Below are 24235 nucleotides of genomic sequence, written 5' to 3' on the forward strand. Positions count from 1 at the left end.
CACCCCGCTCGGCAAGATCAGAACCTCCCACCTGGCCCGCCTCGAACTCGCCGCCTGAAACCACAGGCACGCAACCGTTTTGCGGATTTCCCAACGGAGTCCTTCAGAGCGGCGAGGATGTCAAGCTGGGACAGGTCGATGCCTGGGAGGGAGCCGGCAGTGTCGCTCAACTACTACGTTTACATCAGCGACAGCAAGATCAACATGCTGTTACCGCAGATCGACCCGGGGTTCGGAGCCAAGCGCCAGACAGAGCTGGGCGTGAATCTCACGGTACTGTCGGCGAAGCGAACGACCGAGGGCCCGCCCGACGAGCGGATCGGCCGGCTGAAGACCGTCGTCGGGTACCTGCGCGATCACGGTGATCTCGGCTCGGTGGACGAGCCGGGCCAGTTCTTCTGGGGGCTGCTGCCGATGCGCTGGGGGGCGTTTCCCGCCGATCCCACGTCCTCGCTGGTGTTCTTCGGCGGGCGGAGCGGGGACACCGTCGTTGGGCTGGGCGGCTCGTACAGGCACGTGTGCGACTCCGTGCCGGACGCCGAGGCGCACGGGGTGGGGCGTTCGATGATGTCGTCGATGCTCGACGGGCTGGGAGCCACCTCGGACCTGGAGGACGAGTACGTCGCCGATGCGGTGGACGGCGACCTCGACCGGGCCGATCGCGCCGCGCTCGCCCGGGTGCAGGGCGCCGTGGCGAGCCTACGGTGGCCTGCGCAGAACGTCGAGTTCGTGGCCAAGCGCCTGCTGCACGGCGACAGCCCGGACGGCACGGCCAGGTCGGTGCTGCTCGGGACGCCGGTGTACGTCGCCACCGTCGACTGACAGCGATGGAATCGTGGCATCGCGGGGACCTGATCCTCGACCTCTACGAGATCCTGGACGTGGTGCGCACCGGCGGCATGGGACTGGTGCACCAGGTCCGGCACCGCGGCTGGGACATCGACCTGGCGGTGAAGACCCCCCGCCGGGCCCTGGTCCGCTCGCCGGACGCGATCCGGGACTTCGAACGGGAATCCGAGGTGTGGGTCGGGCTGGGCCTGCACCCGAACATCGCGAACTGCGTCTACGTCCGCACCATCGACGGCGTGCCACGGGTCTTCGCGGAGTGGGCGGACGGCGGCAGTCTGGCCGAAGCCGTCCGGAGCCGGAGCCTCTACGGGAACGACCCCCTGGGATCGCTGCTGGACGTCGCCATCCAGTCCGCGTGGGGTCTCGACCACGCGCACGAGAACGGGGTCGTGCACCAGGACGTCAAGCCCGCCAACGTGATGCTCACCCGGGACGGCACGGTCAAGGTCACCGACTTCGGCATGGCGCGGGCGCGCATGGCCACCGGGGAGGACGCCGGGGAGGCGGATCCGTTCGTCAGCCGCGGCGGCCTGACTCCCGCGTACTGCTCGCCCGAACAGGCGCGTTCGCCGGGCGGGCTCACGACGGCCACGGACACCTGGTCCTGGGCGGTCACCGTCCTCGAAATGTTCCTCGGCCGGCCACCGGACCCGGACGGGACCGCGGCGGGCGGCGCCTTCGACGCCATCGCCCGCTCCGGGGCCCCGGACGCGATCCTGCCGGTGCCTGTCGAGGTGGCGGACCTGCTGCGCGAGTGCTTCACCGAAGACCCGGCCGCGCGCCCCGGCCGTCTCGGTCCGCTCGCGGAGCGCCTGATCCGCGTGCACGAGCGGGAAGTCGGCCCGTACCCCCGGCGCGCCCCGGCCGCGGCCACCCTGCTCGCCGACGGCCTGTCCAACCACGCACTGTCCATGCTGGACCTCGGGCGCCGCGACAGCGCCGACGAGCTGTGGACCCGGGCTCTGCGGGCGGATCCGCACCACCCGCACGCCCGCTACAACCGCGGCCTGCACCGGTGGCGGACCGGGATGATCACCGACGCCGAGCTGGTGGACGAACTCGAATTCGTCCGGTTCGGGGATCCGGATGACAGCGTGGGGGCATACATGCTCGCGCTGGTGCACCGGGAACGCGGCGACCCGGTCGCGGCGGCCGCGCTGCTGCGGGACGCGGCCGCACGGACGCCCGGCGACCCGCAGATCGCCGCCGCTCTCGCGTCGGTCGAGGACGCGCCCGCGCCCGCGCAGTCGGTCCTGCCGGGGGAGCACGAGGACTGGATCGCCGCCCTCGCGCTGACCCCGGACGGCCAGGTCGCGGTCTCGGCCGACGGCTCCGGCGGGCTGCGCGTCTGGGACGTCCCGGCGAAGGAGTGCCGGCAGCAGCTGCAGCTCGAGAAGTACAGCGCCTCGGCCCTGGCGGTGCGCGACGACGGACAGCTCGTCGTCGTCGGCGGGGGAATCGGGCGAGCGCTCGTGCTCGACCTCGAAGCCGCGGCCGGGTTCGAGCTGCCCGGCCACCCCAGCTGGGTGGGCCTGGTCGCGCTGACGGCGGACCAGCGGCATGCGGTCACCAGCGGCTTCGAAGGGGAGACCGTCACCTGGGACCTCCAGACGCGCGAACCCCTGGACGTCCGGCAGTTCGAGAAAAAGGCGGACGTCCTCGGTGCCCAGGGCACCCTGTGCTCCGTCATCGACTACCAGCGCCACACGAACTCCGTGTACGACGTCCGCACGGGCGAGCTGGTGCACCGGTTCGACCGCACCCGGACGGAGGTGCGGTTCAGCGGTGACGGCCGCCTCGCCGTGGTCGGCCGCGGCAGCACCGACGTCCGGTTGGTCGATCTAGAATCAGGCGAACCCCTGCGGGAGCTGAAGACCGGCTTCGGCCGGGTCGCCGTCAACCTGGACGGCACGGTCGGCTTCTCCAGCGGCGGCCGCGACGAGCCGTCGCGGGTGTGGGACCTGAGCAGTGGCCGGTGCCGCCTGTCCCTGGATCCGGCGCCCGGCACCAAGGAGGTCGTGCTGAGCGCGGCCGGGCGGGTCGCCGTGACCGCCGAGGGGAAATCCGTGCGGGCGTGGCACCTGCCGCCCGCGGGACCGTCGGCCCCGTGGAGCTACGTCCGCCCACACGAAGCCCCGGACGTCGCCGCCACCGCCGCCCGGGCGGCCGAGTTGCTGGCGGAGGCGGCCACGCTGGCCGCTACCGGGCGGCTCGACGAGGCGGCAGGCCGGATCCGCGCCGCTCGCGCGCTGCCCGGGCACCGGCGCCACGCCGAGCCGGTGCGCCTCTGGCGCCGGCTCGGCGCCCTCGGCCGCCGGACCGAGCTCGCCGACGCCTGGCCCGCGGGCCGGATCGTCCCGGAGGACGACCGGTCGTGGGCCCTGGAGTTCAGCGGCCGCAGCCCCACCGCGCTCGCCCGTGCCGGGAACGGCGCCGAAGCGTGGGTCTTCGACGTGGAGACCGGGCAGCTGCTGCACACGCTCAGCCTGCACACCGGCCACATCAGCGCCGTGGCGATGACCGCTGACGGCCGGCTCGCGGTGTCCGGGGGCGAGGACGGCCGGGTCGTCGCCTGGCATCCCCGTGACGGGCGGATCGTCCAGCTGTTCATCAGCCCCCGCGACCACGTGTACTACGTCGCGGTCAGCGAGGACGGCCAAGTGGCTCTCTCGGGAACCGCCGACGGCCTGGTGGCGGCCTGGGACATCGGCAGCGGCCGAACCATCGGGCGCTGGGAGGCGCACTCGGGGGCGGTGCTGGACGTGGCCGTCAGCGCTGATCACCGCTACGGGCTCTCTCGCGGCCAGGACGTCAGCGTGAAGATCTGGGATCTGCGCGAAGGCGAACTGCGTTGGGTGCTGCGCGGGCACGACGAGTGGATCGGCGCCGCACGGCTGAGCGACGACAGCCGGTTCGTGGTCACCGGTGGCGCCGACGCGGCGGTGCGGGTCTGGCGGACCGCCGACGGGCAGTGCGAGGTGGTGCTCACCGGGCACACCGACGCCGTGGCCGACGTCCTGCCGAGCCCGGACGCCCAGCGGCTGCTGTCCTGCTCGGTGGACGGCACCGTCCGGCTGTGGGACGTCGCGAGTGCTCGCTGCGTCCACGTCCTGGCCGGACACGCCGGCATCGTGCGGAGTCTGGCCGTCACACCGGACTTCCGGCTCGCGGCGTCGGGAGGGGAGGACCGGAAGGTCCGGTTGTGGGACCTCACGACCGGCCGACAGCTGCGCGTCTTCACCGGCTTTTCGGATGCGGTCACGCACGTCGCGCTGGCACCCGACGGCGCCCTGCTCCTGGCCGGCGACGAGCGCGGGCGCCTGCTGACCTGGGCCCTGGACTGGGAGTACGACTTCGGCTCGGCGACCGGCTCGCTGCGGCCGGAGGCCGAGTCCGCGTTCGACGAGCTGCGAGCCGAGGTCGCCGTTCCGCTGCCTTCCCGCGAAGACAGCCGCCCGGCGCTCGTCGAGGTGTTCGCCCGCCTCGGCGACCGGCAGCGGCACGCCCTCACCCGCACCCTGGAACTCGTCGGCGAGCTGGACAAGATCCCTTCGCGCACCGATACCGGCTATCGGCTGTACATGCACTTCGTGGCCGAGGACGCGGCGACCCGGGAGCCCGCAGAAATACCGAGCACGGCCGAACGGCTCGCGCTGCTCCTGCGACCGGAGGCAGAGCTGAACCGGTCCGAGGAGTTCTGGGCCGGCTACTTCGCCGAGCAGCTCCAGGACGACCTCGTGACACTCGCCGAGGCCGCCCCGGTCCTGCACCGCGAGGGCGACTTGGCCGCTGCCGAGCGCGCGTGGCAACTCGTCGTCGACGTCCGCTCCCACCTCTGGGACGCCGGGCACCTCGAAACCCAGGGGGCGATGCTCGGCTGGGCCGCGGTTCTCACCGACCTGCACCGGGAGCCGGAGGCCCTGGCGCTGGTCCGGGCGGTGACCGCAGAGCGGGCACAGGAGCTGGGCCCGGACGACCCGGCCACCCTGGAGGCGACGGCGGCGCTAGCGTCCCTGCTCTCGGCGAGCGACGAGCAGGCGGAAGCGGAACGTATGTACGTCGACCTGCTGCCCCGGCTCGTGAGGCGCTTCGGCCGTGACGACGGCCGGACGCTCGACGCCCGGGTGGGGCTGGCACGCGTGCACCTCCGGCTCGGGCGACCGGGCGACGCCGAGCCGGTCCTGCGCGAGGTGCTTGCGAAACGGCGGCTGTGGCTGGGCGACGACCACCCGGACACACTCGCCGTCCAGACCGAGTTGGACAGCGTGCGGGGGCTGACGCCGGAGAAGCCGGCGCGGCGGCGATGGAGGAGGCGGCGATGATCCCAGGTCGGTCCAGTGTCGAAGCCCTGATCACCGGCAAGGTATTCATGACCGAGGTCGGGGCGTTCTTCCCTGTGAGCATGATGCTGCGAGGCGACGAGTTCGCAGCCGTGTTCATGATGCGCGCCAGTGAGCTGGGACATCGGACCACTGGGCCGTACACGCCGGACCGGCCACCGGTCGACGCGATGAACTGGGCTCAGCTGCGGACGGGCATCGGTATGGCGGGGCGTTTTCCCCGCTTTCGGGTCGACGCGAGCGGCCGGTGGCCGCGTATCCACGTCGAGCTGCTCGGCACCGCCGTCCGCGGGCTGATCGTGATGCCGGAGGAAGTGACCGCGGAATCGGTGAACGCGCCTTACCTCGGTGAGTGGCAGGGGCAGATCTCTTCCTCGGTGCGGATCGCGCTCGACTGGATCGCCGACTGGCTCATGGCCTGTCACCACCAGGCAGGCGGCACCGAGCCGTTGGTCGACCTCGATCTGGTCTATCGGCCGGACGACGATTACGAGACCGGCCTCGCCCAGGTCGACGCGCGGGTGCGGAAGCTCATCCCGCCGGTACGCACCGTCCTTGAGCTGCGCTGGCGTTCTGTGACCCCGGCCCAGCGCAAGGCCTTTGTGAGGAACCTGAAAGGCGCCCGAAGGATCGGGACCCGCTCGGACCGGCGACTGAGCCTCCGGATCGGCGACATCGAGCTGGAAGTGGCGGGCTGAGGAAGGCCACCGTGAACGCTTTTCAACATTCAGACGTGGATCGCAAGTTGGACGCTCTGCGCAACGACGAAGCTCCTGGCAGAGGGGTTCTCGACCATGATCACCCGTGTCCACCGGGAGCTTCGCATGCTTGTCCCATCCTCGATCGATCTGTGCGGCCGAACCCGCGGTTCCTTACCGGTCAACTGGCCGCGCGGCAGGCGAGGACCGGTACACGGTGACGACGCCTGCCCGCCGGCCGCCAGGCTCTGCTCGCCCATGAACATCCAGGTCCCAACCCGATCCGTTCGGACACCTCCTCCGGTCCTCGCCCGCCCTGCCCGGATCGACCCACGACCTCACTGCTGCCCGCCACCACGGGATCATCGACCGCTTCTACGAACGGGCCCCTGAGGCAGAAGCGGGCTGACCGGCACCGGGGCCCTGCCCGTACGCATTCCAGACCCGGCTTGCCGCTCAGAACTCCTCGTGAGTGTCCGGATCGCCGCCGGTCCGGCCGCGGGCCAGGGCCGAGAGTGCCGCGACCTCGGTCTCGGTCAGGGTGAAGCGGAAGAGGGCGAGATTGGCACGTTGGCGGGTCGGTGAGGCGGACTTGGGGATCGGCAGGGCGTCGAGCTGGAGGTGCCAGCGCAGGACCACCTGGGCCGGGGTCACGCCGTGGCGGTGGGCGGCCTCCAGGACGACGGGCTCGGTGAGGAGCTCGCTGCCCCGGCCCAGGGGACTCCAGCTCTGGGTGGCGACACCGCGGGCGGCGTGGGCCGCGCGCTGATCGGGCTGGGGGAAGTAGGGGTGCATCTCGATCTGGTTGACCGAGGGCATGACGCCGGTCTCCTCGTACAGCCGGTCGATCTGTCGAGGAGTGAAGTTGCTGACCCCGAGGGAACGGATCAGCCCTTCCTCGCGTAGGTCGATCATGGCCCGCCAGGAGTCGGTGTACCTGTCCAGGCGGGGCAGCGGCCAGTGGATGAGGTAAAGGTCGACGTAGTCCACACCGAGCCGCGCGGCGGACTCGGCGCACGCCCGACGGGTCTCGTCGTAGCCGTGCGCGCTCCCGCGCAGCTTGGTGGTGACGAACACCTCCGCGCGCGGCAGACCGCAGGCCGCGATCGCGCGGCCCACGGCGACCTCGTTGCCATAGCTGGCGGCGGTGTCGATCAGGCGGTAGCCGACGTCGAGCGCACCGCGTACCGCGGCCTCCGCGTCGGCCTCCTCCAGTGGATAGGTGCCGAAGCCGACAACGGGCATCGACACGCCGTCGGAGAGGATGCGAGTGGGGGCCGTGGTCATGGGAATCCTCGGTCTCGAATGGGGGGTACGTCGGTACGCCGACGTGTCCGCCCGGCGCCGGAGTACGGCTTGCCGGGCGGACACGTCGGGGGTTCAGCCGGCCTTGGCCAGAACGGTGTCGCGGGTTTCCGGGTCGGGCTCGGCCGGGGGCACCGGCACCGGCCGCAGCAGCGCCCACGCGCCGAAGGCGGCCGCGAAGGCGAGCATCCCGAGCCCGCACCAGAGGTTGACGTTCCAGCCTCCGGCCTTGCGGAGCTCCGCGGGTGTCGCTCCGGCCGCACCCATCACGGTGAGCACGGTTCCGTAGATCCCGAACAGAGCGGCGATGATGGTGCGCAGGTCGAACAGTGTCTGCGCCCTTTGCGAGGGCACGGTCCCCGGTGGTTGGTTCTCGGACATGGAAGGTCTCCGCTTCTCACCAGAAGGCGATGTTCAGGGCGGTGGCGAGGGCAAGGACGCCGGCGGCGAGCACCGCGGGTCTGCGGTACCAGCCGGCGTCTTCCCCCGTCGCCTCGTGTACTCGGTCGCTGCGTGGGGTCAACGACCAGACCAGGCCCGTCAGTTCGACATCGGTCTTGGGGCGGGTGACCAGGGAGACGACGACGCTCAGCAGGACGTCGACCACGAAGGCGGCGATCGCGCCGAGGAAGCTGGCGCCCTGACCGGAGACGTGCAGGACCCCGGTCCGGTTGAGTATGTCGATGGTGATCGCGGACGCGGTGCCGGCGATGAGACCGATACCACCGGCCGCCGGGGTCATGCGCTTCCAGAACATGCCCAGGATGAAGGTGGCGAACAGCGGCGCGTTGAAGAAGCCGAAGAGCGTCTGCAAGTAGTCCATGATGTTGCCGAAGTTCCCGGCGATGAACGCCGTGCCGATCGCCACCAGGCAGCCGACCACGGTGAGTACGCGGCCCGTGCGCAGGTAGTACTCGTCCGGCCTGTCCTTCTTCACGTACGTCTGCCAGATGTCGTAGGTGACGACCGTGTTGAAGGAGCTGACGTTGGCCGCCATACCGGCCATGAAGGCGGCGAGCAGACCGGCGATGGCGATGCCGAGCATCCCGTTGGGCAGGAGGTCGCGCATCAGCAGCTCGATGGAGTTGTTGAAGGACACCCCGCCCAGGCTCTGCACCGAGGGGTCCGCGGCGTTGGCGGCCTTGAGAGCGGCCAGCTGCGGGGAGAGCACGGCGGCGACCATGCCCGGGATCATGATCAGCAGGATGAGCAGCGTCTTCGGGTAGGCGCCGATCAGCGGGGTACGGCGGGCCGCGGACATGCTCCTCGCCGAGAGTGCGCGCTGCACCTCGGTGAAGTTGGTCGTCCAGTAACCGAAGGAGAGCACGAAGCCGAGGCCGAAGACGATGCCGAGCACGGAGAGCGTGGAGTTGCCGATGCCGGTCAGGTTGGTGCCGGGCCAGGAGTGCAGCTGCAGCGCGGCGTCGCCGCTGGTTCCGTCGATCTTGTCGACCAGTCCGCTCCATCCGCCGACCCGGTGCAGTCCGACGAGGGTGAGGGGCAGCAGCAGCGCCAGGATGACGAAGAACTGCATGACCTCGTTGTAGATCGCCGCCGACAGCCCGCCGAGCAGGGTGTAGACGAGGACGATCGCGCCCGCGGCGAGGATCGACAGCCAGGAGGGCCAGCCCAGCAGCAGGTTCACGACCGTGGACAGCGCGTAGAGGTTCACGCCGGCGATGAGTACCTGGGCGAGCGCGAAGCTGACGGAGTTGACCAGGTGGGCGAAGCGGCCGAAGCGGCGCAGCAGGAACTCGGGGACGCTGCGGACCTTGGAGCCGTAATAGAACGGCATCATGACCAGGCCGAGGAAGACCATGGCCGGGATGGCGCCGATCCAGTAGTAGTGCACCGAGGGCAGGCCGTACTGCGCGCCGTCGGCCGTCATACCGAGGATCTCGACGGCCGCCAGGTTGGCGGAGATGAAGGCCAGTCCGGTGACCCAGGCCGGCATGGAGCGGCCGGAGAGGAAGAAGTCCATGCTGGAGGCGACCTTGCGGCGGGCGAGGACGCCGATCCCCAGGACGAAGGCGAAGTAGACCGCGATCAGCACGTAGTCGATCGGCTGGGCGTTCAGGCGCAGATTCGCGTCAGCGAGTGTGAGCACGGCTCGCACCTCCCACCCGTGCGGCGAGACGCGGGGGCGTCGTGCCCGTCGATCGTCTCGGCGGTGGTCCGACGGGGCCCGGCGGCGCTGCCGGGGCCGGTACGGCTTCGATCATGTTGGCGTCCCTACTCTCCGGGGGTGCGTCGGGCCGCTCGCCCGGATGACAGTGCGGGTGGTCGGAAAGGCGCCCACTGTGATCAATTCACTAGTTAGGAAGGGGCCCTGACCAAAGAATTCGCGTTAACGTAACAGCGGCTACCGACGGCGGCAAGGGGTGAGATGGAAATCCGCAAGGGGCTCGGCCTGCAGGCATTGCCGAGCATGACGCTGCTGCGCGAGCTGACCGACCAGATCGTGCTGGACACCGTGTTCGAACAGGCGCCCATCACCCGGGCGGAGATCGCGCAGCACACCGGTATCTCGAAGACCACGGTCTCCGAGGCGGTGCGCCGCCTGGAGGCGTCCGGCCTGCTGCTGCCCGCGGGGGAGCAGCGTGGCCGGCAGGGCAGGGTCGGGACGTACTACAAGGTGGCACCGAGTGCCGGCTTCGTGGTGGCGGTCGACCTCAACCCCACCCTGATCCGGGTCTGCGCGGCCGACCTGTTCGGCAGGCCCTTCCGGGAGACCGCGCACCCGCCGGTGCGGCCGCGCGAGCCGGTCCGGGTCGCGGAGCAGTTGCGTGAGCTGGTGGCCGACGCGATCGCCGCGGGCGCCCCCGGCCACGGCAAGCCGCTCGCGGTCGCGGTCTCGGTGGCGAACCCGGTCGACCCCGCGACCTCGCGGGTCGTCGTGCTGGACGACACGCCCTACCCGGAGGGCCTCTTCCAGCCGCAGGAGGCACTGGACGGGCTGGCCGACGTGCCGGTCCTGGTGGAGAACGACGTCAACCTCGCAGCGGTGGCCGAGCGTTGGCACGGTGCCGCACGCACGGCGGCCAGCTTCGCCTACGTCTACGTCGGTACGGGTATGGGCATGGGGCTGGTGATCGGCGACCAGCTGATCCGCGGAGCCCGGGGGGTCGCCGGGGAGATCGGCTACCTCGGCGTCAGCGCACAGCCGCCCGGACCCCGGCACGGCCGCCACGGCCTCGCCAGGGCCGTCGCCGCCGGGTTCCCTCCGCACCGCGAGCGGGGCGGCGACCAGGTCGGGGTCGAGGCCGCCCGCCAGGTCTTCGACCGCGCGGCGACGGGCGATGTCGAGGCCGGGCGCATCGTGGAGCGGGAGGGCCGCATCATCGGCGAGGCGATCGCCGCCGTCTGTGCGGTGGTGGACCCGGAACTGGTGCTGCTGGGCGGGCCCATCGGGCTGCACCCGGCCCTGCTGGAGCCGGTTCGCGCCACGGTCCACGACCTCGCGCCGCTGACCCCGCCGATCGAGGTGGGCACACTGGGTGACGCCGCGGTGGTGCGTGGCGCGCTCGCCCTGGCGTTGCGGCGGGCGCGCACCGACCTGTGGGCGGGGGCAGGTCGTCCGTCCGCCTGACCGGTGCGCCGGGTTTTAGTCAGGAGCCTTGTCTAAACATGGGTCGCTGGTTACGGTGGCTTTCTAAGCTAGGACTCCTGACCAAAGGCGGATGCGCCATGTCCACCATCAACGATCAACGTCACGCCCTGCCCGCCCTGCCGAACTGGCAGAGCACCCCCGACGATCTTCCGAAGGCCATTCGCGAGATCAAGGCGGCGCTGCGCGCCCGGATCGCGGCCTCGGGGCGCACTGTCGAGGAGGTCTTCGCGGTCGTGAAACGGCGGGTCGCCGCCCGGATCGCCGAGATCGAAGCGGACCGGGAGCGCGGCGAGGAGGTGTGGCCGGTCATCGACTACTCCGACATCGCCTCGGGTGCCGTTTCCGCCGAGGAGCTCGACAAGCTGAGGCGGCGCGGCTGCCTCGTCGTGCGCGGCCACTTCCCGAGCGAGCAGGCCCGCGCCTGGGACTCCGGCATCGTCGACTACGTCGAGCGGAACGAGTTCTTCGAGAACTACTCCGGCCCCGGTGACGACTTCTTCGGCAGCGTCGGCTCCAGGCCGGAGATCTACCCCATCTACTGGTCCCAGGCCCAGATGGAAGCGCGCCAGAGCGAGCGGATGGCCGACGTCCAGCGGTTCCTCAACACGCTGTGGCGGCACGAGTCCGACGGCACACAGTGGTTCGACCCCGAACGCGACGCCCTCTATCCGGACCGCATCCGCCGCCGTCCGCCGGGCACGAACTCCGGCGGCCTCGGCACCCACTGCGACCCCGGCACCCTCGATCTGTGGATGACCCGGGAGAACCAGCAGGCCTTCCGTCACCTCTTCGACGGCACCGCCGAGCAGTACGACCCCTGGGACGCCGCCTTCCGCACCACGGGCCCCCAGTACCCGGGCACCACCATGTGCTCCGCCTTCCGCACCTTCCAGGGCTGGACCGCGCTCTCCGACATGGACCACGACCAGGGCGTTCTGCACACCGTGCCCGTCCCCGAGGCCATGGCCTACCTGATGCTCCGCCCGTTGCTGTCGGACGTGCCGGAGGACGACATGTGCGGCGTCACCACCAACCAGGTCTTCCCCGCCGGCGAGAAGTGGCACCCGCTGCTCCTCAAGGCCCTCAGCGGCATCCCGGACGTCAAGGCCGGCGACTCGGTCTGGTGGCATTGCGACATGATCCACAGTGTCGCGCCGGTCACCGACCAGCAGGGCTGGGGCAACGTCATGTACATCCCCGCCGCGCCCTGGTGTCCGCGCAACGAGCACTACGCGACGAGCGTTCGGGACGCCTTCCTCACCGGCTCCAGCCCCAGCGACTTCCCCGAGGAACACTACGAACGCTCCTGGACCGGCCGCTTCAGCCCCACCGACCTCAACGAGACAGGTCGCCGGGGACTCGGCCTGAACTGAACCGGCGGCACGCTGATCGGCGGAAGACCGGGCCCCTGGCCGGGCGCCGAGGAGTTCGAAGCTGCGCGCAGTCGGCAGGACGAGGGTCGGCCGGCGCCGCCTCCCAACCCCGTGCACCTTCAGCATGCGAACTGCCGGCGCGGGGGGAAACGCCGACGCCCGACGACGGTGATCGTCGCGATCCGGTACCGCGGTACGGGCCGAGAACTGCCGGATCGGCGTGTTCCTCGCCTGTGCCACCGACCGGCCGCTGACGCACGCTGATCGACCGGCGGCTGGGGCGGATTCACCTGGAGTCCGTACCGTGGCGCAGGCTGGCCGGGGGCTGATCGCGGAGCGTGATCGCCGTGCCGGGCTGGACACCCGACGCCATCCGGCCCGGCAGTCGGCCGCCCTCGCGGCGAATACCTGTTCGTACCCAGCATCACCGCCCTCACCTGGCTTGCCCAGCCGAAATAGGCATCGGCGCTGACGCGGATCTCCGTCTCCTCTTCCGTTTCGCGCCGCCCCGCTTGGGCGAGCAACTCGCCGGCTTCCAGGTGGCCGCCCGCGACGGTGAGCTGACCTGGTGCGAGGACCGCGTCCGGGCTGCGGCGCACACACAGGGGGGCGCCGTGGGCCCGGAGCAGGACCTGCGCCACGTCAGTGATCAGCAGATGAGGCGCGTCGCTCACAGGCGGCCCCGCTACACAAGCCGCTCGATCGTGGGGAGGGGACCCGACCGCGGTCTTCGTTGCGTTGCTGTTCCGAGGGCAGGGCCGTGGTGGTAGACGTTGCCGGGCATCACGGCTTCCTGCGCCGCGGTCCTGGACGGGGATGGAGGCGACACAGGGGTCAGACATCAATACAAGCTTCAGCTGCGTCTCCTCTGGCGTGTGCTGGCGGCGGTGTGCGCTGGGCGAAGGGCGTGAAATGCGCGGGTGTGTGGTCGATGGGCAGGTCGGGGCGCCAGGCGCTGAGGATCTGGGCGCTGCACACGAACAGGCCGTCGGGAAGCTGGTCGAGAGGGTGCCAGGCCCAGTCGCGGACGCTCTCGTCCGGCTGCGTGGCCGGCTGTCCCCGCCAGGTATGAACGAGGGCGCCGACGGTGACGCGAAGGACTCCTTCGACGTGGTCGACGAGCGTTCCGAGGAGCGTGACGTCGTCGGGGCGGGCGAACAGACCGGTCTCTTCTTGGAGTTCGCGGACCACCGCGGCTTCGAAGGACTCGCCGACCTCGACGGTCCCGCCGGGCAGTTCGAGGGTGCCGCGCCGGTGGCTGCCCAGCAGGAGTCCTTGCTCGGTGACGAGGATGGCTCCGACCCCGACGGCCGCGTGCGCCACCGGCGCCCTGCTGCTGCGGGGGCGGCTGGAGACCCGTGCCGGCCGGTCGGGCACGCGGCGGGCACGGATGAGCTGCTGGATCACCGGGGCGTTCTCGTCCGGGTGGTGCAGCAGGTCGACGGCCTCGACGCGGAAGCCGTACTCGGTGAGCAGGTCCTCCCACAGCTGCGGCGCCAAGACCCACATCCGGGTTGCCAGCGGCGGGTCATCGCGCAGCAGGATCATCTGCTCGCGCGGTGCCACCGTCGTGGACGGACCGAGGCCGTTCACGTCGGTGTGCAGGAGCGAAAGGATCAGCGGCCCGCCGGGACGCAAGCCGTCGCGCAGCGCCGGAAGCGCGCGGTGCGGGTCGATGAAGGCGAGGGTGCCGATGGCGTACGCGGCGTCGAACGGCTCAGCCTCGGCGAGGTACTCGGCCACATCTCCCTGCGTGAACTCCACGTCCTGGACGCCCGCGTGGGTGGAGACGGCACGTTCATGCTGGGTCGGGGACAGCTCGATGCCGGTCACGCGAGCCCCGTGAGTCCTCGCGAGATGCACGGCGTGATGTCCGGCCCCGGAGCCGATGTCCAGGACGCGGCGGCCGGTGATGTCGCCGAGAACCTCAGCCCCTGGTCCGATCCCCTCCCAGGGCGTCCAGGACATCCGGTCGGGGATGGGCGGCGTGTAGGCGCGCGCGAGTTGGCGCTGGCCGTAGATCCTCCAGGCTCGGGTGTTGATGTCCTCGACGGGCACGGTGCCTCCTCTGGGCTTGATGCGGGTCAGGTGTGCGTGATCAGGTAGGCGGGGCCTTCGCCGCGCCGGGCACGTTCGGTGGCGTCGAGGCGGGCGAAGGCGCGGGGTGCCATCAACTCCTGCCAGCTGGCCATGTCGTGCACGGCCCACATGTCGTGTTCGGCGGGATCGAGCCGGATCCGGCGTAGCTGGTCCGCGGTCAGACGGCCGCCGTCGAAGATGAGCCCCACCTTGTTCAGCGGCATCCGCGGTGAAGCGTGCAGGAAGTGGGTCAGGAGCAGTTTCGGGTTCTCCAGGCCGAGTTCGAGGCCCGTCTCCTCGACGGCTTCACGTCGGGCTGTCCGGAGCGGGTCCTCCCCTTGTGCGTCGAGGTTGCCGCCTGGGAACTGCCACAGCCGTGAGCCGTAGACCGAGCGCAGTTGTACTGGCCGGTCGTCCTCGTCTCGGATGTACAGGCAGCCGTACACGGTGTGGTGGGGGACGGTCCGCGCGTACTGCGAGGGTGTCATCGGCATGAGGTGGCCGGGCCGGGCGGCGCGGTGATCGAACTCGAGGGCGAGGACGCCAAGTGCCTCCTCGGCCGGCGGGTAGATGCCCCGGAGGTTGGCGAGCAGTTCCCCGCGCGGGGCGTCCGGGTCGATGCGCGCGGGATCCTCCGAGCTGAGCAGATCCTCGAAGGAGGCGTAGCGGGTAATCCGCTGCACCATGACGTCGAGTTCCCGGTCGCTGTCCCGGTCGTGGACGACGAGGGCGTCCCCGACCTGGACGGCTGCCCTCTGTGGGGTGGCGACGCGGACCTCGATCGTCTTGCGCCCCGCCTCCATCTGCCCGTAGTAGCGGGTCGCGAGGTGGAGGTGATGCTCACGCCGGGAGGGTACTTCCGCCGCGTCTGGCGCCTGCGAAGGGGTGTGCTGGATGGCGACGTGCGGTGTGGCCTCGTCCGGGCTCGGCCCACGAAGGATGAGGAAGACCAGCCCGTCGCCGTCGTGCCGCTCCGAAGCCGCCCAGCGACCCTGCAGACGGGCAAGCTCGCTTTCGTCAAGGGCGATCCCGCGCCGCTCGGGGGGAGTGTCCACAGCGAGCGGGGTGATGAGCACGAGGGCGCCGCCGGGCCGTAGCCGATGGCCCAGCATGTCCAGGGTGCGCTCGCGGAAGGTGAGGAACGGAGCGACGAACCGCAAAGTGATCAAGTCGTAGCCGTCGGCGTGCAGTGAGGCGCCGTCGTCCTCCTCGACGTCGAGACGGAGCCAGCGTGCAGCGTCACCGTGGCGGGTGCGGGCTTCGGCGAGGGCGGTTTCTGACCAGTCGACGGCGTCGACCGTGTAGCCGGATGTGGCCAGGTGGGCCGCGAGTTCGCCGGTGCCGCACCCGGCATCGAGAGCTCGAGCCCCGGCAGCGGGCGGCAGGTGTGTGGCGAGCAGTGTGCGTTCGGTGTCGGTGAGGGGCCGGTAACGGCGCCCTTCGGTATATCCGCGGTCCCATTCGTCCTGCGTGGTGAACATGTGCGTCGGCGCTCCTCTCGGTGGCGGCTCTGGCAACGACAGGCGACTGAATCCGTCGACCGCCCGCGCTGGTCGTTCGGGGGCAGTAGGCGTCAGGACCAGCCCATGGGCGTGTAGAGCGAGCCGCGTGTGATGGCTTCCAGGGCGACGCGCGTGTACGCGACGGTCGGGTCGGGCAGAGCGTCCAGCGGCCAGAAGCGCCATTCGGTGCAGCACTCGGGTTCTCGTACGAGGGGTTCGCCCTCCCAGCGGGTGGAAGCGAAGAACAACTGCACCCGTGGAATCGGGCTCTCGGGGTCGAGCAGATCCAGGACGTGGACGAGCGACAAGTCGCCCTCGGGAATGCGCAGTCCGGTCTCCTCCTCCGCCTCGCGGACCATGCAGGTGACGGCGGATTCCATGTCTTCGCGGTGGCCGGCGGGAAGGTGCCAGGTGGAGGGGGCGAAGGCGCTGCTTGGGTGGCGCTTGCCCAGGAGGACGGAACCGTCGCGGATGAGCACGAGGTGAGCGCCGACGATGCTGCGGCTGCGGCGGTCGCGCGGCTCACGGACTTCCAGCACGGGAAGCGGTGCGTCCTGGCGGCCACGGGGCTGGGGCGCGTTGTGATGGGCGTGGAGGACCGCGGCGGTGCCGGGATCGAGGGTCATCTCGGCGATCTCTTCGATTCGGGTCCAGCGCAGCTGGATGCCCTCCCGCAGTTCGATCTCGTGCGCGGGGGTGTTCAGCGTGCCGTGGTAGACGCGCACGCGGTCCTTGAAGGCCCCGCTCGAATCCAGCATGTCCAGCGTGACGAAGCCGGTCAGGTCAGGGACGACGAGCCCGATCTCCTCCTCGAGTTCCCGGACGATGGCCGCATCGCAGGTCTCGCCCTGCTCGGTGTTGCCGCCGAGCAGCGCCCAATGCCCAGGGCGCCAGATCGGCTTGTTCGCCGAGCGAAGGTGGAGCAGGTAGCGGCCTTGGTCGTCGGTGAGCAGGGCCGCCGTACCGGGAACGATCGGCCAGTCGATTGTCACGGTGGTGTGCTTCTTGACGAACACGTGCGGGCTGGCGGCGGCCGTGGCTGCGGAATCACCGCCGGCCAACGGGTGGACGGTGATGCGGGGGCAGGGGGCCGCGCGGTGGTTGCGCTGCCAGTGCAGGACCTCCGCTGCCATTTCCTTCGCGGCCACGTGGCCGTGGGGACCGTAGCCGTGGACGACGAACTCGTACAGGCCGTTGCCGTCGTCTCCGTCGCCGATGCGCTCGATGGCCGGCCGCGCGAGGGAGGTGCCGCGGACGATCGCGGCGCCGGGCCAGTGCTCGGGCGGCGGGTTGAAGACTCCGTTGTCGCCGTCGGGATCGACCACGAGGCGGCAGAAGCCGGGCAGGGCGCCGGCCAGGTAGAGGGTGAGGGCGTCGAAGGGTTCCTGGCCGCTGACGGTGACGTGGGTGTGGGTCACCGACGGTTCGCGGGTGAGGGCGGGTGCGAGCTGGTCGACGGGCAGGGGCGTGCCGTCCTCCCAGGACAGATGGACGCCGGTGCCGGGAACGGTGCGCCGGTTCGCACTCCAGGCGCCGTCGCCCTGCATGGCGACGAATCCGCAGACGATGACCGGCTCGTCGCTGTGCAGGGCGCCGTCGCGCTTGGTGAAGGTGATGGCCCAGCGGTACTGGTGCAGGCGGAGCGGAGCGACGAGGCGTCCGCCTTCGGCGAGGGCGTCGATCCAGGGCAGGTCCCAGGTGTCGACGGTGACGAGGATGGCGTCGAAGCCGCCGTCGGGCACGATGCCGTCGGGCAGGTGCTCGGCGTCCGCGGTGACCACGTGGACGCGATCGTATCCGGTCTCGGCCAGGAAACGGGTGGCGCGGTCGGTGACGGCCGGGTCGATGTCGAGGGTGGTGACATGGCCGGTGGGGCCGACGAGTTCGGCGATCAGGGCGGCGTTGTAACCGCCGGAGCCGATCTCCAGGACGCGGTGGCCGGGCTGGAGGCGGGCGGCTTCGAGCATGTCGGTCTGGAGCCAGGGCGCGGAGATGGAGCTGGTGACGCGGCCGTCGTCGCTTTGGCGGGTGGCGACGACGTCGTTCGCGTACGCAGTTTGGGTCGGCACCTCGGGAACGAAGGCGTGCCGGGGCACGGTGCGCAGGGCTTTGTCGACAGCGGGCGTGCGGAGGTGGCCGGCCTCGGCGAGCCGGTCGGCCAGCTCATGGCGCAGGGTCCCTGCTTCGTCGAGTTCGGTGGTGAGGGGGGTCGTCACGGCGGGCCTTTCGGGTGAGCGGGTCATGCGGGATCCGAGACGGTGGGTGCGGCAGGGTTCGGAATGCCGGCGCTGGGGGCGTACTGGGCGGCCTGCGCGGCGAACATGGCGGCATAGCGGCCCTGTGCTGCGATGAGTTCGTCATGTGTGCCGTGCTCGGCGAGGTGCCCGTGGTTGAGGACGTAGATGTGGTCGGCGCGGCGGACGCCGGACATGCGGTGGGTGACCAGGACGACGGCCCGGTTGGGGGCGGCGAGGCGGCGGATGCGGTCGAAGGCTTCGATCTCGGCTTCGGGATCCAGGGCGGAGGTGGGTTCGTCGACGATGAGGACGCTGTCCGCCTGCGATGTTGAGCTGCGCCAGTGGGTGCGGGCCAGACCCATTTTCTGCCATTCACCGCCGGAGAGCTCGATGGCTCCGCGGAACACGCGGGCCAGCAAGCTCCGTAGGCCGTCCGGGAGTTTGGCGATGACCGGGCCGGCGCCCGCGTAGTCGACCGAGGGCTCCAGGTCGTGATCTGTGGCGGCCTGGGCGGGGCGGCCGAGACGGATGTTCATGGAGGCGGTCACCGGCCAGCGCTGGAAATCCTGGCTGAGCAGCGAAACGCGCTCGAAGACCTGGGAGCGGTCGAGGCCGGTGAGATCCGCCTCGCCCCAGCGCAGGGTGCCGGACTCGGGCAGCAGCATGCCGGAAAGGATCTTCATCAATGTGCTCTTGCCGGAGCCGTTCTCACCCACCACGGCGGTCACCGACCCCATCGGCAAGGTCAGCGACACCTGATCCAGGGCAGCTGTGTCACGGTCGGGGTAGCGGTAGGTGACCTGGTCCAGGACGATCTCCTTGACCCGCGCCGGCACCGGGTCGCCGCCTGCGGGGATGGTGCGCTGCGCGGCCTGGATCAGGAATCGGCCGTGGTCGCGGACGTAGAGGGACTCCTCGTGCAGCTGGTTGACGTTCATCACCAGCGCGCCCAGGCTCGCTGACCCGGTCCGCACCGCGATCACGGCGGTCCCGGCGACGGCGAGACTCATGTGCCCGGCGATGATCAGCCAGAACATGGCCCCGTACGTCGCGGCCGTCACCAGCCCGGACAGGGCGGAGGCGACCCATTCGGTCAGGGCCTTGTTGGAGGCGAGGCGCTCCTGTTCGGCCTCGGCGCTCTCGGCCATGTGCTCGTAACGGCTGAGGAGGAAGGCGCCGACGGCGTGAAGACGGACCTCTTGGGCGGCGGTGCGCTCGGTGAGCAGATTGCCGATGAGGCGGCTGGCGCGCACGTGTTCGATCCAGCTCATCACTGACACGTACCGTTCCTGCGCTACCCGCATGGCGCCCCAGCCGCGGGGGGCGGCGATGAGGATGAGCATGGGCAGCAGGACGGGGTGGAGCACAGCGAGCACGCCGGCGGTGGTGATCAGGGAGATGAGGCCGTTCAGGGCGGCGACGCAGGAGCTGATCATGCGGCGGGCGGAGTCGGGGCCGTGCTGAGCGATGTCGACGAGTCGCCGGAAGTCGGGGTCGTCGATGGCTTCCAACTCGACGCTGGCGGCGGCGGCCAGGTACTGGGTGGTGGCGATCCGCTCGACCTTCGGCTCCAGGCGCCCCGCGCGCGATGTGGACCAGGCGGAGAGCGCGGAGTTGACGACGCCGATGGCGGCGGCGGCCAGCAGACCGGGTAACAGGGCGTGCAGTCGCTCGGCGGCGCTGCCGGTTCCGGCGAGCAGGGCGTGCATGACGGCGTTGATGGCGAGCAGGCCGGCGGCGGCGGCGATGCCTTGGCCGATCTCGCTCATGGCCACGGCGATCAGTGCGCGCCGGTCGGCTTGCCACGCGATGCGCAGGGTGGCGCCGACGAGCGCGGGCATGGAGCGCAGCGCCGACAGCATGGTCAGGTCCAAGGTGGCGTGCTCGTGCTGAGACCAGCCCATGTCGTAACGCAGCGGGCCGCCGAACAGCTCTAGTTCGGCGTCCGAGACGCGGGGGTCGGCCATCTTCACCGGGCCGAAGAACTTCATCACGGGGTGCCTCCCGTAGCGGGCCAGTTCAGTGCCCGGTATGACGGGTCGTGGGTGAGCATGCGGAAGACGGCGGCCGTGCAGGGGTGGCAGTCCGAAGGTGGCTTCTCCATCGGCACCCAGAACAGCCTCTCGTGCTGGTCCGGTTCGGCGTTGTGCGGCTCGCCCGTCCAGGACCGGGCGACGAACACGGCGGTGATGCGGTCCCCGCCGTCGGGGTCGTGGTTGTGGATCAGGCCGCGGAATTCCTGTTCATCGGCGCTGACGCGGATCTCCGTCTCGTCCCCCGTTTCGCGCCGCCCCGCTTGGGCCAGCAACTCGCGGGCTTCCGGGTGGCCGCATACGACGGTGAGCTGACCTGGTGCGAGGACCGCGTCCGGGCTGCGGCGCACGCACAGGGCGGCGCTGTTGGCCCGGAGCAGGATCTGCGCCACGTCAGCGAGCAGCAGATGAGGCGCGTCGCTCACAGGCGGCCCTCCTGCACAAGCCGCTCGACGGTGCGCCGGCCACGCGCGCTCACGAGCAGGTCGCCGTGACGGGACCCATGGGCGAGGGCGCTGACGGCGTCGGCTGCCGCAAACGCCGTGAGGGCGTCTTCTTCGGCTTGGGACAGAGACCGGTCGTACCTCTCGAACAGGGCGGATCGAAGGTCGGGGTGGTCCGGCCACAGCGAGGTGGCGAGTTTGACGAAGCCAGTGACGAGCGGGCCCGGTTCGCCGCGCTCGAAGTCGATCACCGCGCAGCGGCTGCCGCCCCAGAGCAGGTTGCGCTCCCAGAAGTCCCCGTGCCGCCACCCGGCGGGCAGCGGCTCGTGCCCGGTCAGGCTGCGTACCAGGTGGCGCGGCGTGTCGGCTTCCGCAGTGGACAGGTGGTCACTGCCTTGCGCGAGGTGCTTGTCCAGGCCGTACACCGTGTTCTCGACGACCCTTGAGGCATCGGGCCGGACCAGGGCGCCGGTCATGGCGTCGTGGAAGCGGCGTGGGAGCTGGTCGGCTTGCCGGTGGGCAAGGCGGCGGCGCGCGGCCAACTCCGCATGTTTCAAGGGCTCTCCGTTCACAGCGGTGAGGATCAGGGCGAGCAGTTCCGCAGAACTGTCGTGCAGCGCCGGGGCGTTGCCGTGACCGAGGTGAGGAACAGTCACGCGGTGGGCATGGGTCTCGCGTGTGTACGGCAGGGGCTTGGGCGCCGCTTTCACGTAGTGGTCGCCGGTCCGTCCGGTCACCCGCCACACCGGTGAGTTGGCGCGGGCGTGCGAGACGTCCTGCACACGGTCCACGGGGCCCAGGACCTGTTCGACCCAGGAGGCGAGGGCGGACGGGAGACGACGCGAGAAGTCGGTCATGCCCGGTACCTCGTATCCGGTCGTGACCAGTCGGCGAGGAGGGCAGCGCGGTCGGAGCCAGAGCGGGCGGTAGTGCCTGAGGAGACGGCGGCATTTTCGAACGCAGGATGAACGAGGGCAGGGTGGCGTACGGGATGCATCAGGGCTCCTCGGGGTGCGATGCGGACAGGTGATCGGATAACGGGGGGCCTCCTGTCGCCGTAACGGGTGCGGGCGAGCGAAATCTAGAACCAGATTTCGAATACCGGGCCTTCTCCTTATGGGGCTGGATGTGCCGGCGCCTGGTAGTTGGCCATCTCGTTCGATAGTTGGCCAGGGATCTGTCGCAGCGTTGATCGAGGGTTTGAGCCGTGACACGTTGGTTGGAACCTGGGCACGAGAGTGGGCGCCAGTCGTCATGGGCGCAGGCTCGCCTCTGTGTCCGAGCCAGCCCCTGATCCTCGCCAGCAATCCTTGATCAACCAGCTTCGGCCGGGCCCCGTGAGAACGGTGGAGGTCATCGGGTTCGACGGAGCGGATGTCCTCGTGAAGCTTGTGGATGCCGGGGAGAGGGAGCCGAGATCGGTCGGATCCCCCGGCGTGAGGCTTCTATGCGTCAGGGGGAGCACTCATCGGAGCTCTTCGAGATCGGCCGGGAGATCAACGCCGAGGAGATCGGGCGTTGGGGGGAAGGTCAGCTTCACTTCTCCACAGGGGCGTGCGAGATCCCGCCCTTGCGGTCCTTCCTTCTCGCGATGGAAAGCGGACTGGTTGTCACCGGGACCGTCGCTGAGGTGCGTAACTTCGGGGTCTTCGTTCACCTCGACGGCGAGCCTGATGGCTTGTGTACCGGCTTCATCCGAGTGCCGGACCTGACCTGGTCCCGGATCGACCACCCCTCCGAAGCCGTCGAAGCCGGCCAGCGGATCACAGCGGAGGTGATCGTCGCCGAGACACGAACCGGACAGGTCACACTCTCGCTGAAGGTTCTGCAGGAAGATCCACTCATCCGCTTCGCGGACCAGGTGGGCCAAGTCGTCACAGGCCCGATACCAAGATCGTTTCCTTCGGTGTGTTCGTGCGGCTTGGTCCGGACGTCGAGGGGTTTCTTCACGTATCGGAGCTGTCCGATGAGCCGGTTGAGACCCCTGACCAACTCGTCGGCGACGGCGAGCTGATCACAGTGAAGGTCACCGAGGTCGACCATCAGCGTCACCGGGTGACGCTCACTGGTGCCACCAAGGATGTCAACTGATGAATCGGTGGCAAGAACCCTGGCAGATCAGCCCCAAGCGGCGTGGCACCCGTGACGAAAAGAGTCAGGGCAGCCGAACGTGATCGCGACCTGGGTGGTGAAGGTCTGACAGATCCACGTCCTGGGCGAGTGCGCGCCGACCTGGGGCCCGGGCGAGGACCACAGTCCCAACTCGCTCTTCGCCGCGGCGATGCACTAGGGCGGCTTCGCCCCGCAGATCCCGAAGCCGGAGATCTACGTCGTCCGCTCCGACCGCCGCGACCGGCGCACGGTGTTCTTCCAAGAAGAGGCGGCACCGGAGAAGTGGAACGTCCTGCGCTGGAGCGGCCTGCCGTCCGAGGGCGAGGTCCCGGCGTTCTCCGACAAGACGGCCGAAGCCCTGCGGGCGGAGGTCCGCCAGCGGAACCTGGCCCCGCGCTCGGACGCTGAACTCCTGCCGGTCCTGCCGGTCCTGCCAGAGTTGCCCGGCTCGGTGATCCCGGTCGAGAAGCGGTCGACGCAAGTGACCAAGCGGGAGCTGACCGCCCGCTCCCGGCAGACGGCACAGGCCCGCACCATCGGCACCGAACGCCCGAAGACGGCCGCGGAACTGTCGATGTCTCGCAGGTGCACGACCACCGTGAGCATGCTGTCCGGGCCGCCCGGGCGAACCCACCCCGCACTCGGTGCCGACCGAGAGCTCCCGGAGCATGGCCCGCCGCTGGTTCGGCCTGCGCGGGGCGCGGTCGGCCGACTGACGTCGGGCGCTGCGGATGCAGGTGCCCAGCCGGTCGAATGATCGGCTGGGCCGCGGCTCAGCGTTTGATGCCGACGCCCGCCAACAGACTGATCTGGGCGTCCGTGGGCTCCGTCCCGTCGGCGGGGCCGGCGGGCCGCCAGCGGTGGCAGCAGACGATGCCGGGGTCGATCAGGTCGAGTCCGTCGAAGAAGCGGCTGACGTCGCTGTGTGAACGGAACTGCACCGGAGACCCGGACTTGGTGTAGACCTCCGCGACCTTGTTCCAGGTGACGGGGTCGAAGTCGGGCGTGCAGTGGTTCATGGCGAGGGCGCTGCCCGGCGGGAGCGGGTCGAGCAGCCGGCGGACGACGGCGTACGGGTCGTGCGGGTCGGTGATGAAGTGCATGAGCGCGTTGAGGGAGAGGGCGATGGGCTGGTCGAAGTCCAGCACCTCAGAGGCCTCCACGGCGTCCATCAGTGAATCGGCGTCGGTGACGTCGGCCTCGATGTAGGCCGTGCGTCCCTGCGTCGTGCTGCGCATGAGGCGTTCGGCGTACTTCAGGACGAGGGGGTCGTTGTCGGCGTACACGACCCGGGCATCGACCGCGACGGACTGTGCGACCTGGTGCAGGTTGGGCTCGGTCGGGATGCCCGTGCCGATGTCCAGCCACTGGCGGATGCCGTGCTCCTGCGCCAGGACCCGGGTGGCCCGGTGCATGAACGCCCGGTTCTCGCGGGCGGTCATGTAGATGCCGGGATGGGCTTCGGCGGCGACCAGGGCCGCCTCCTTGTCGATCTCGAAGTGGTCCTTGCCACCGAGGAAGTAGTCGTACATCCGGGCCGAGTGCGGCCTGCTCGTGTCGAGATCCCGGCCGGCCTGCCTGGTGGTCATGTTCTCCCCTTCACGCGTGTGTCTGTCGGCCCGTAGGCCAGGAACGGGACCGGTGTCGTCGTCCC

General features: G+C 70.3%; 18 protein-coding genes and 2 pseudogenes. 9 read left to right on the top strand and 11 right to left on the bottom strand.

Features of this window, described 5'->3' with window-relative positions; all coding sequences use genetic code 11:
- The first annotated feature begins 159 nt into the window (after positions 1–159).
- The 4 genes and pseudogenes from ACWD5D_RS38875 to ACWD5D_RS38890 form a co-directional block, all read left to right on the top strand.
- Complete coding sequence (locus tag ACWD5D_RS38875) at positions 160–822, top strand: DUF7019 family protein (protein WP_451377527.1); 663 nt, start codon at positions 160–162, stop codon at positions 820–822.
- Positions 823–827: 5 nt separating this feature from the next.
- Complete coding sequence (locus ACWD5D_RS38880) at positions 828–5171, top strand: protein kinase domain-containing protein (RefSeq protein ID WP_451377528.1); 4344 nt, start codon at positions 828–830, stop codon at positions 5169–5171.
- The gene (locus ACWD5D_RS38885; RefSeq protein ID WP_451377529.1) at positions 5153–5887 is read left to right on the top strand and encodes a hypothetical protein; all 735 of its coding nucleotides are present in this window, start codon (positions 5153–5155) and stop codon (positions 5885–5887) included. The genes ACWD5D_RS38880 and ACWD5D_RS38885 overlap by 19 nt, the downstream gene beginning before the upstream one ends.
- 280 nt (positions 5888–6167) lie before the next feature.
- Positions 6168–6272 (top strand): annotated as a pseudogene (locus ACWD5D_RS38890) (IS5/IS1182 family transposase); the annotation flags it as partial.
- A gap of 71 nt (positions 6273–6343) precedes the next feature.
- On the opposite strand, the gene ACWD5D_RS38895 reads toward ACWD5D_RS38890, so the two are convergent.
- The 3 genes from ACWD5D_RS38895 to ACWD5D_RS38905 all read right to left on the bottom strand — a co-directional run bounded on the left by ACWD5D_RS38895 (position 6344) and on the right by ACWD5D_RS38905 (position 9299).
- Positions 6344–7174, bottom strand: a complete 831-nt coding sequence (locus tag ACWD5D_RS38895) for an aldo/keto reductase (RefSeq protein WP_451377530.1) — start codon at positions 7172–7174, stop codon at positions 6344–6346.
- Between the two features lie 93 nt (positions 7175–7267).
- Positions 7268–7573 carry a hypothetical protein gene (locus ACWD5D_RS38900; RefSeq protein ID WP_451377531.1) on the bottom strand — a complete coding sequence of 102 codons (306 nt, stop codon included), beginning with the start codon at positions 7571–7573 and terminating at the stop codon, positions 7268–7270.
- A 16-nt stretch (positions 7574–7589) separates the two neighbouring features.
- Complete coding sequence (locus tag ACWD5D_RS38905; protein ID WP_451377532.1) at positions 7590–9299, bottom strand: sodium:solute symporter family protein; 1710 nt, start codon at positions 9297–9299, stop codon at positions 7590–7592.
- A gap of 279 nt (positions 9300–9578) precedes the next feature.
- Between ACWD5D_RS38905 and ACWD5D_RS38910 the strand changes: the two genes are divergently transcribed.
- Together ACWD5D_RS38910 and ACWD5D_RS38915 are read left to right on the top strand one after the other, a co-directional pair.
- Complete coding sequence (locus tag ACWD5D_RS38910) at positions 9579–10781, top strand: ROK family transcriptional regulator (RefSeq protein ID WP_451377533.1); 1203 nt, start codon at positions 9579–9581, stop codon at positions 10779–10781.
- A 98-nt stretch (positions 10782–10879) separates the two neighbouring features.
- Complete coding sequence (locus tag ACWD5D_RS38915; protein WP_451377534.1) at positions 10880–12175, top strand: DUF1479 domain-containing protein; 1296 nt, start codon at positions 10880–10882, stop codon at positions 12173–12175.
- Between the two features lie 119 nt (positions 12176–12294).
- On the opposite strand, the gene ACWD5D_RS38920 is transcribed toward ACWD5D_RS38915, so the two are convergent.
- The 7 genes from ACWD5D_RS38920 to ACWD5D_RS38950 all read right to left on the bottom strand — a co-directional run bounded on the left by ACWD5D_RS38920 (position 12295) and on the right by ACWD5D_RS38950 (position 21326).
- A complete protein-coding gene (locus ACWD5D_RS38920) occupies positions 12295–13017 on the bottom strand; it encodes an NUDIX domain-containing protein (RefSeq protein WP_451377581.1) in 723 nt (240 codons plus the stop codon).
- Positions 13010–14233 (bottom strand): bifunctional class I SAM-dependent methyltransferase/NUDIX hydrolase, encoded by a 1224-nt coding sequence (locus tag ACWD5D_RS38925; protein ID WP_451377535.1) that lies wholly within the window; start codon positions 14231–14233, stop codon positions 13010–13012. Before ACWD5D_RS38925 ends, ACWD5D_RS38920 begins: the two co-directional genes overlap by 8 nt.
- Before the next feature lie 26 nt (positions 14234–14259).
- A complete protein-coding gene (locus tag ACWD5D_RS38930; RefSeq protein ID WP_451377536.1) occupies positions 14260–15735 on the bottom strand; it encodes a methyltransferase in 1476 nt (491 codons plus the stop codon).
- Between the two features lie 92 nt (positions 15736–15827).
- The gene (gene fxlM, locus ACWD5D_RS38935) at positions 15828–17999 is read right to left on the bottom strand and encodes a methyltransferase, FxLD system (RefSeq protein ID WP_451377537.1); all 2172 of its coding nucleotides are present in this window, start codon (positions 17997–17999) and stop codon (positions 15828–15830) included.
- The gene (locus ACWD5D_RS38940) at positions 17996–19984 is read right to left on the bottom strand and encodes an ATP-binding cassette domain-containing protein (protein ID WP_451377538.1); all 1989 of its coding nucleotides are present in this window, start codon (positions 19982–19984) and stop codon (positions 17996–17998) included. Before ACWD5D_RS38940 ends, fxlM begins: the two co-directional genes overlap by 4 nt.
- Positions 19984–20451, bottom strand: a complete 468-nt coding sequence (locus tag ACWD5D_RS38945; RefSeq protein WP_451377539.1) for an NUDIX domain-containing protein — start codon at positions 20449–20451, stop codon at positions 19984–19986. The genes ACWD5D_RS38940 and ACWD5D_RS38945 overlap by 1 nt, the downstream gene beginning before the upstream one ends.
- Positions 20448–21326 carry a phosphotransferase gene (locus ACWD5D_RS38950; RefSeq protein ID WP_451377540.1) on the bottom strand — a complete coding sequence of 293 codons (879 nt, stop codon included), beginning with the start codon at positions 21324–21326 and terminating at the stop codon, positions 20448–20450. The genes ACWD5D_RS38945 and ACWD5D_RS38950 overlap by 4 nt, the downstream gene beginning before the upstream one ends.
- Before the next feature lie 734 nt (positions 21327–22060).
- Here ACWD5D_RS38950 and ACWD5D_RS38955 point away from each other — a divergent pair.
- The 3 genes and pseudogenes from ACWD5D_RS38955 to ACWD5D_RS38965 form a co-directional block, all read left to right on the top strand.
- A pseudogene (locus tag ACWD5D_RS38955) lies at positions 22061–22231 on the top strand (S1 RNA-binding domain-containing protein); the annotation flags it as partial.
- A 146-nt stretch (positions 22232–22377) separates the two neighbouring features.
- Positions 22378–22560 (top strand): S1 RNA-binding domain-containing protein, encoded by a 183-nt coding sequence (locus ACWD5D_RS38960; RefSeq protein ID WP_451377541.1) that lies wholly within the window; start codon positions 22378–22380, stop codon positions 22558–22560.
- Positions 22561–22831: 271 nt separating this feature from the next.
- Positions 22832–23338: a hypothetical protein gene (locus ACWD5D_RS38965; RefSeq protein WP_451377542.1), complete on the top strand. Its 507-nt coding sequence runs from the start codon at positions 22832–22834 to the stop codon at positions 23336–23338.
- A 16-nt stretch (positions 23339–23354) separates the two neighbouring features.
- On the opposite strand, the gene ACWD5D_RS38970 is transcribed toward ACWD5D_RS38965, so the two are convergent.
- Positions 23355–24170, bottom strand: a complete 816-nt coding sequence (locus tag ACWD5D_RS38970) for an SAM-dependent methyltransferase (RefSeq protein ID WP_451377543.1) — start codon at positions 24168–24170, stop codon at positions 23355–23357.
- Positions 24171–24235: the final 65 nt, after the last annotated feature.

It is taken from the genome of Streptomyces sp. NPDC002520, assembly GCF_053595235.1.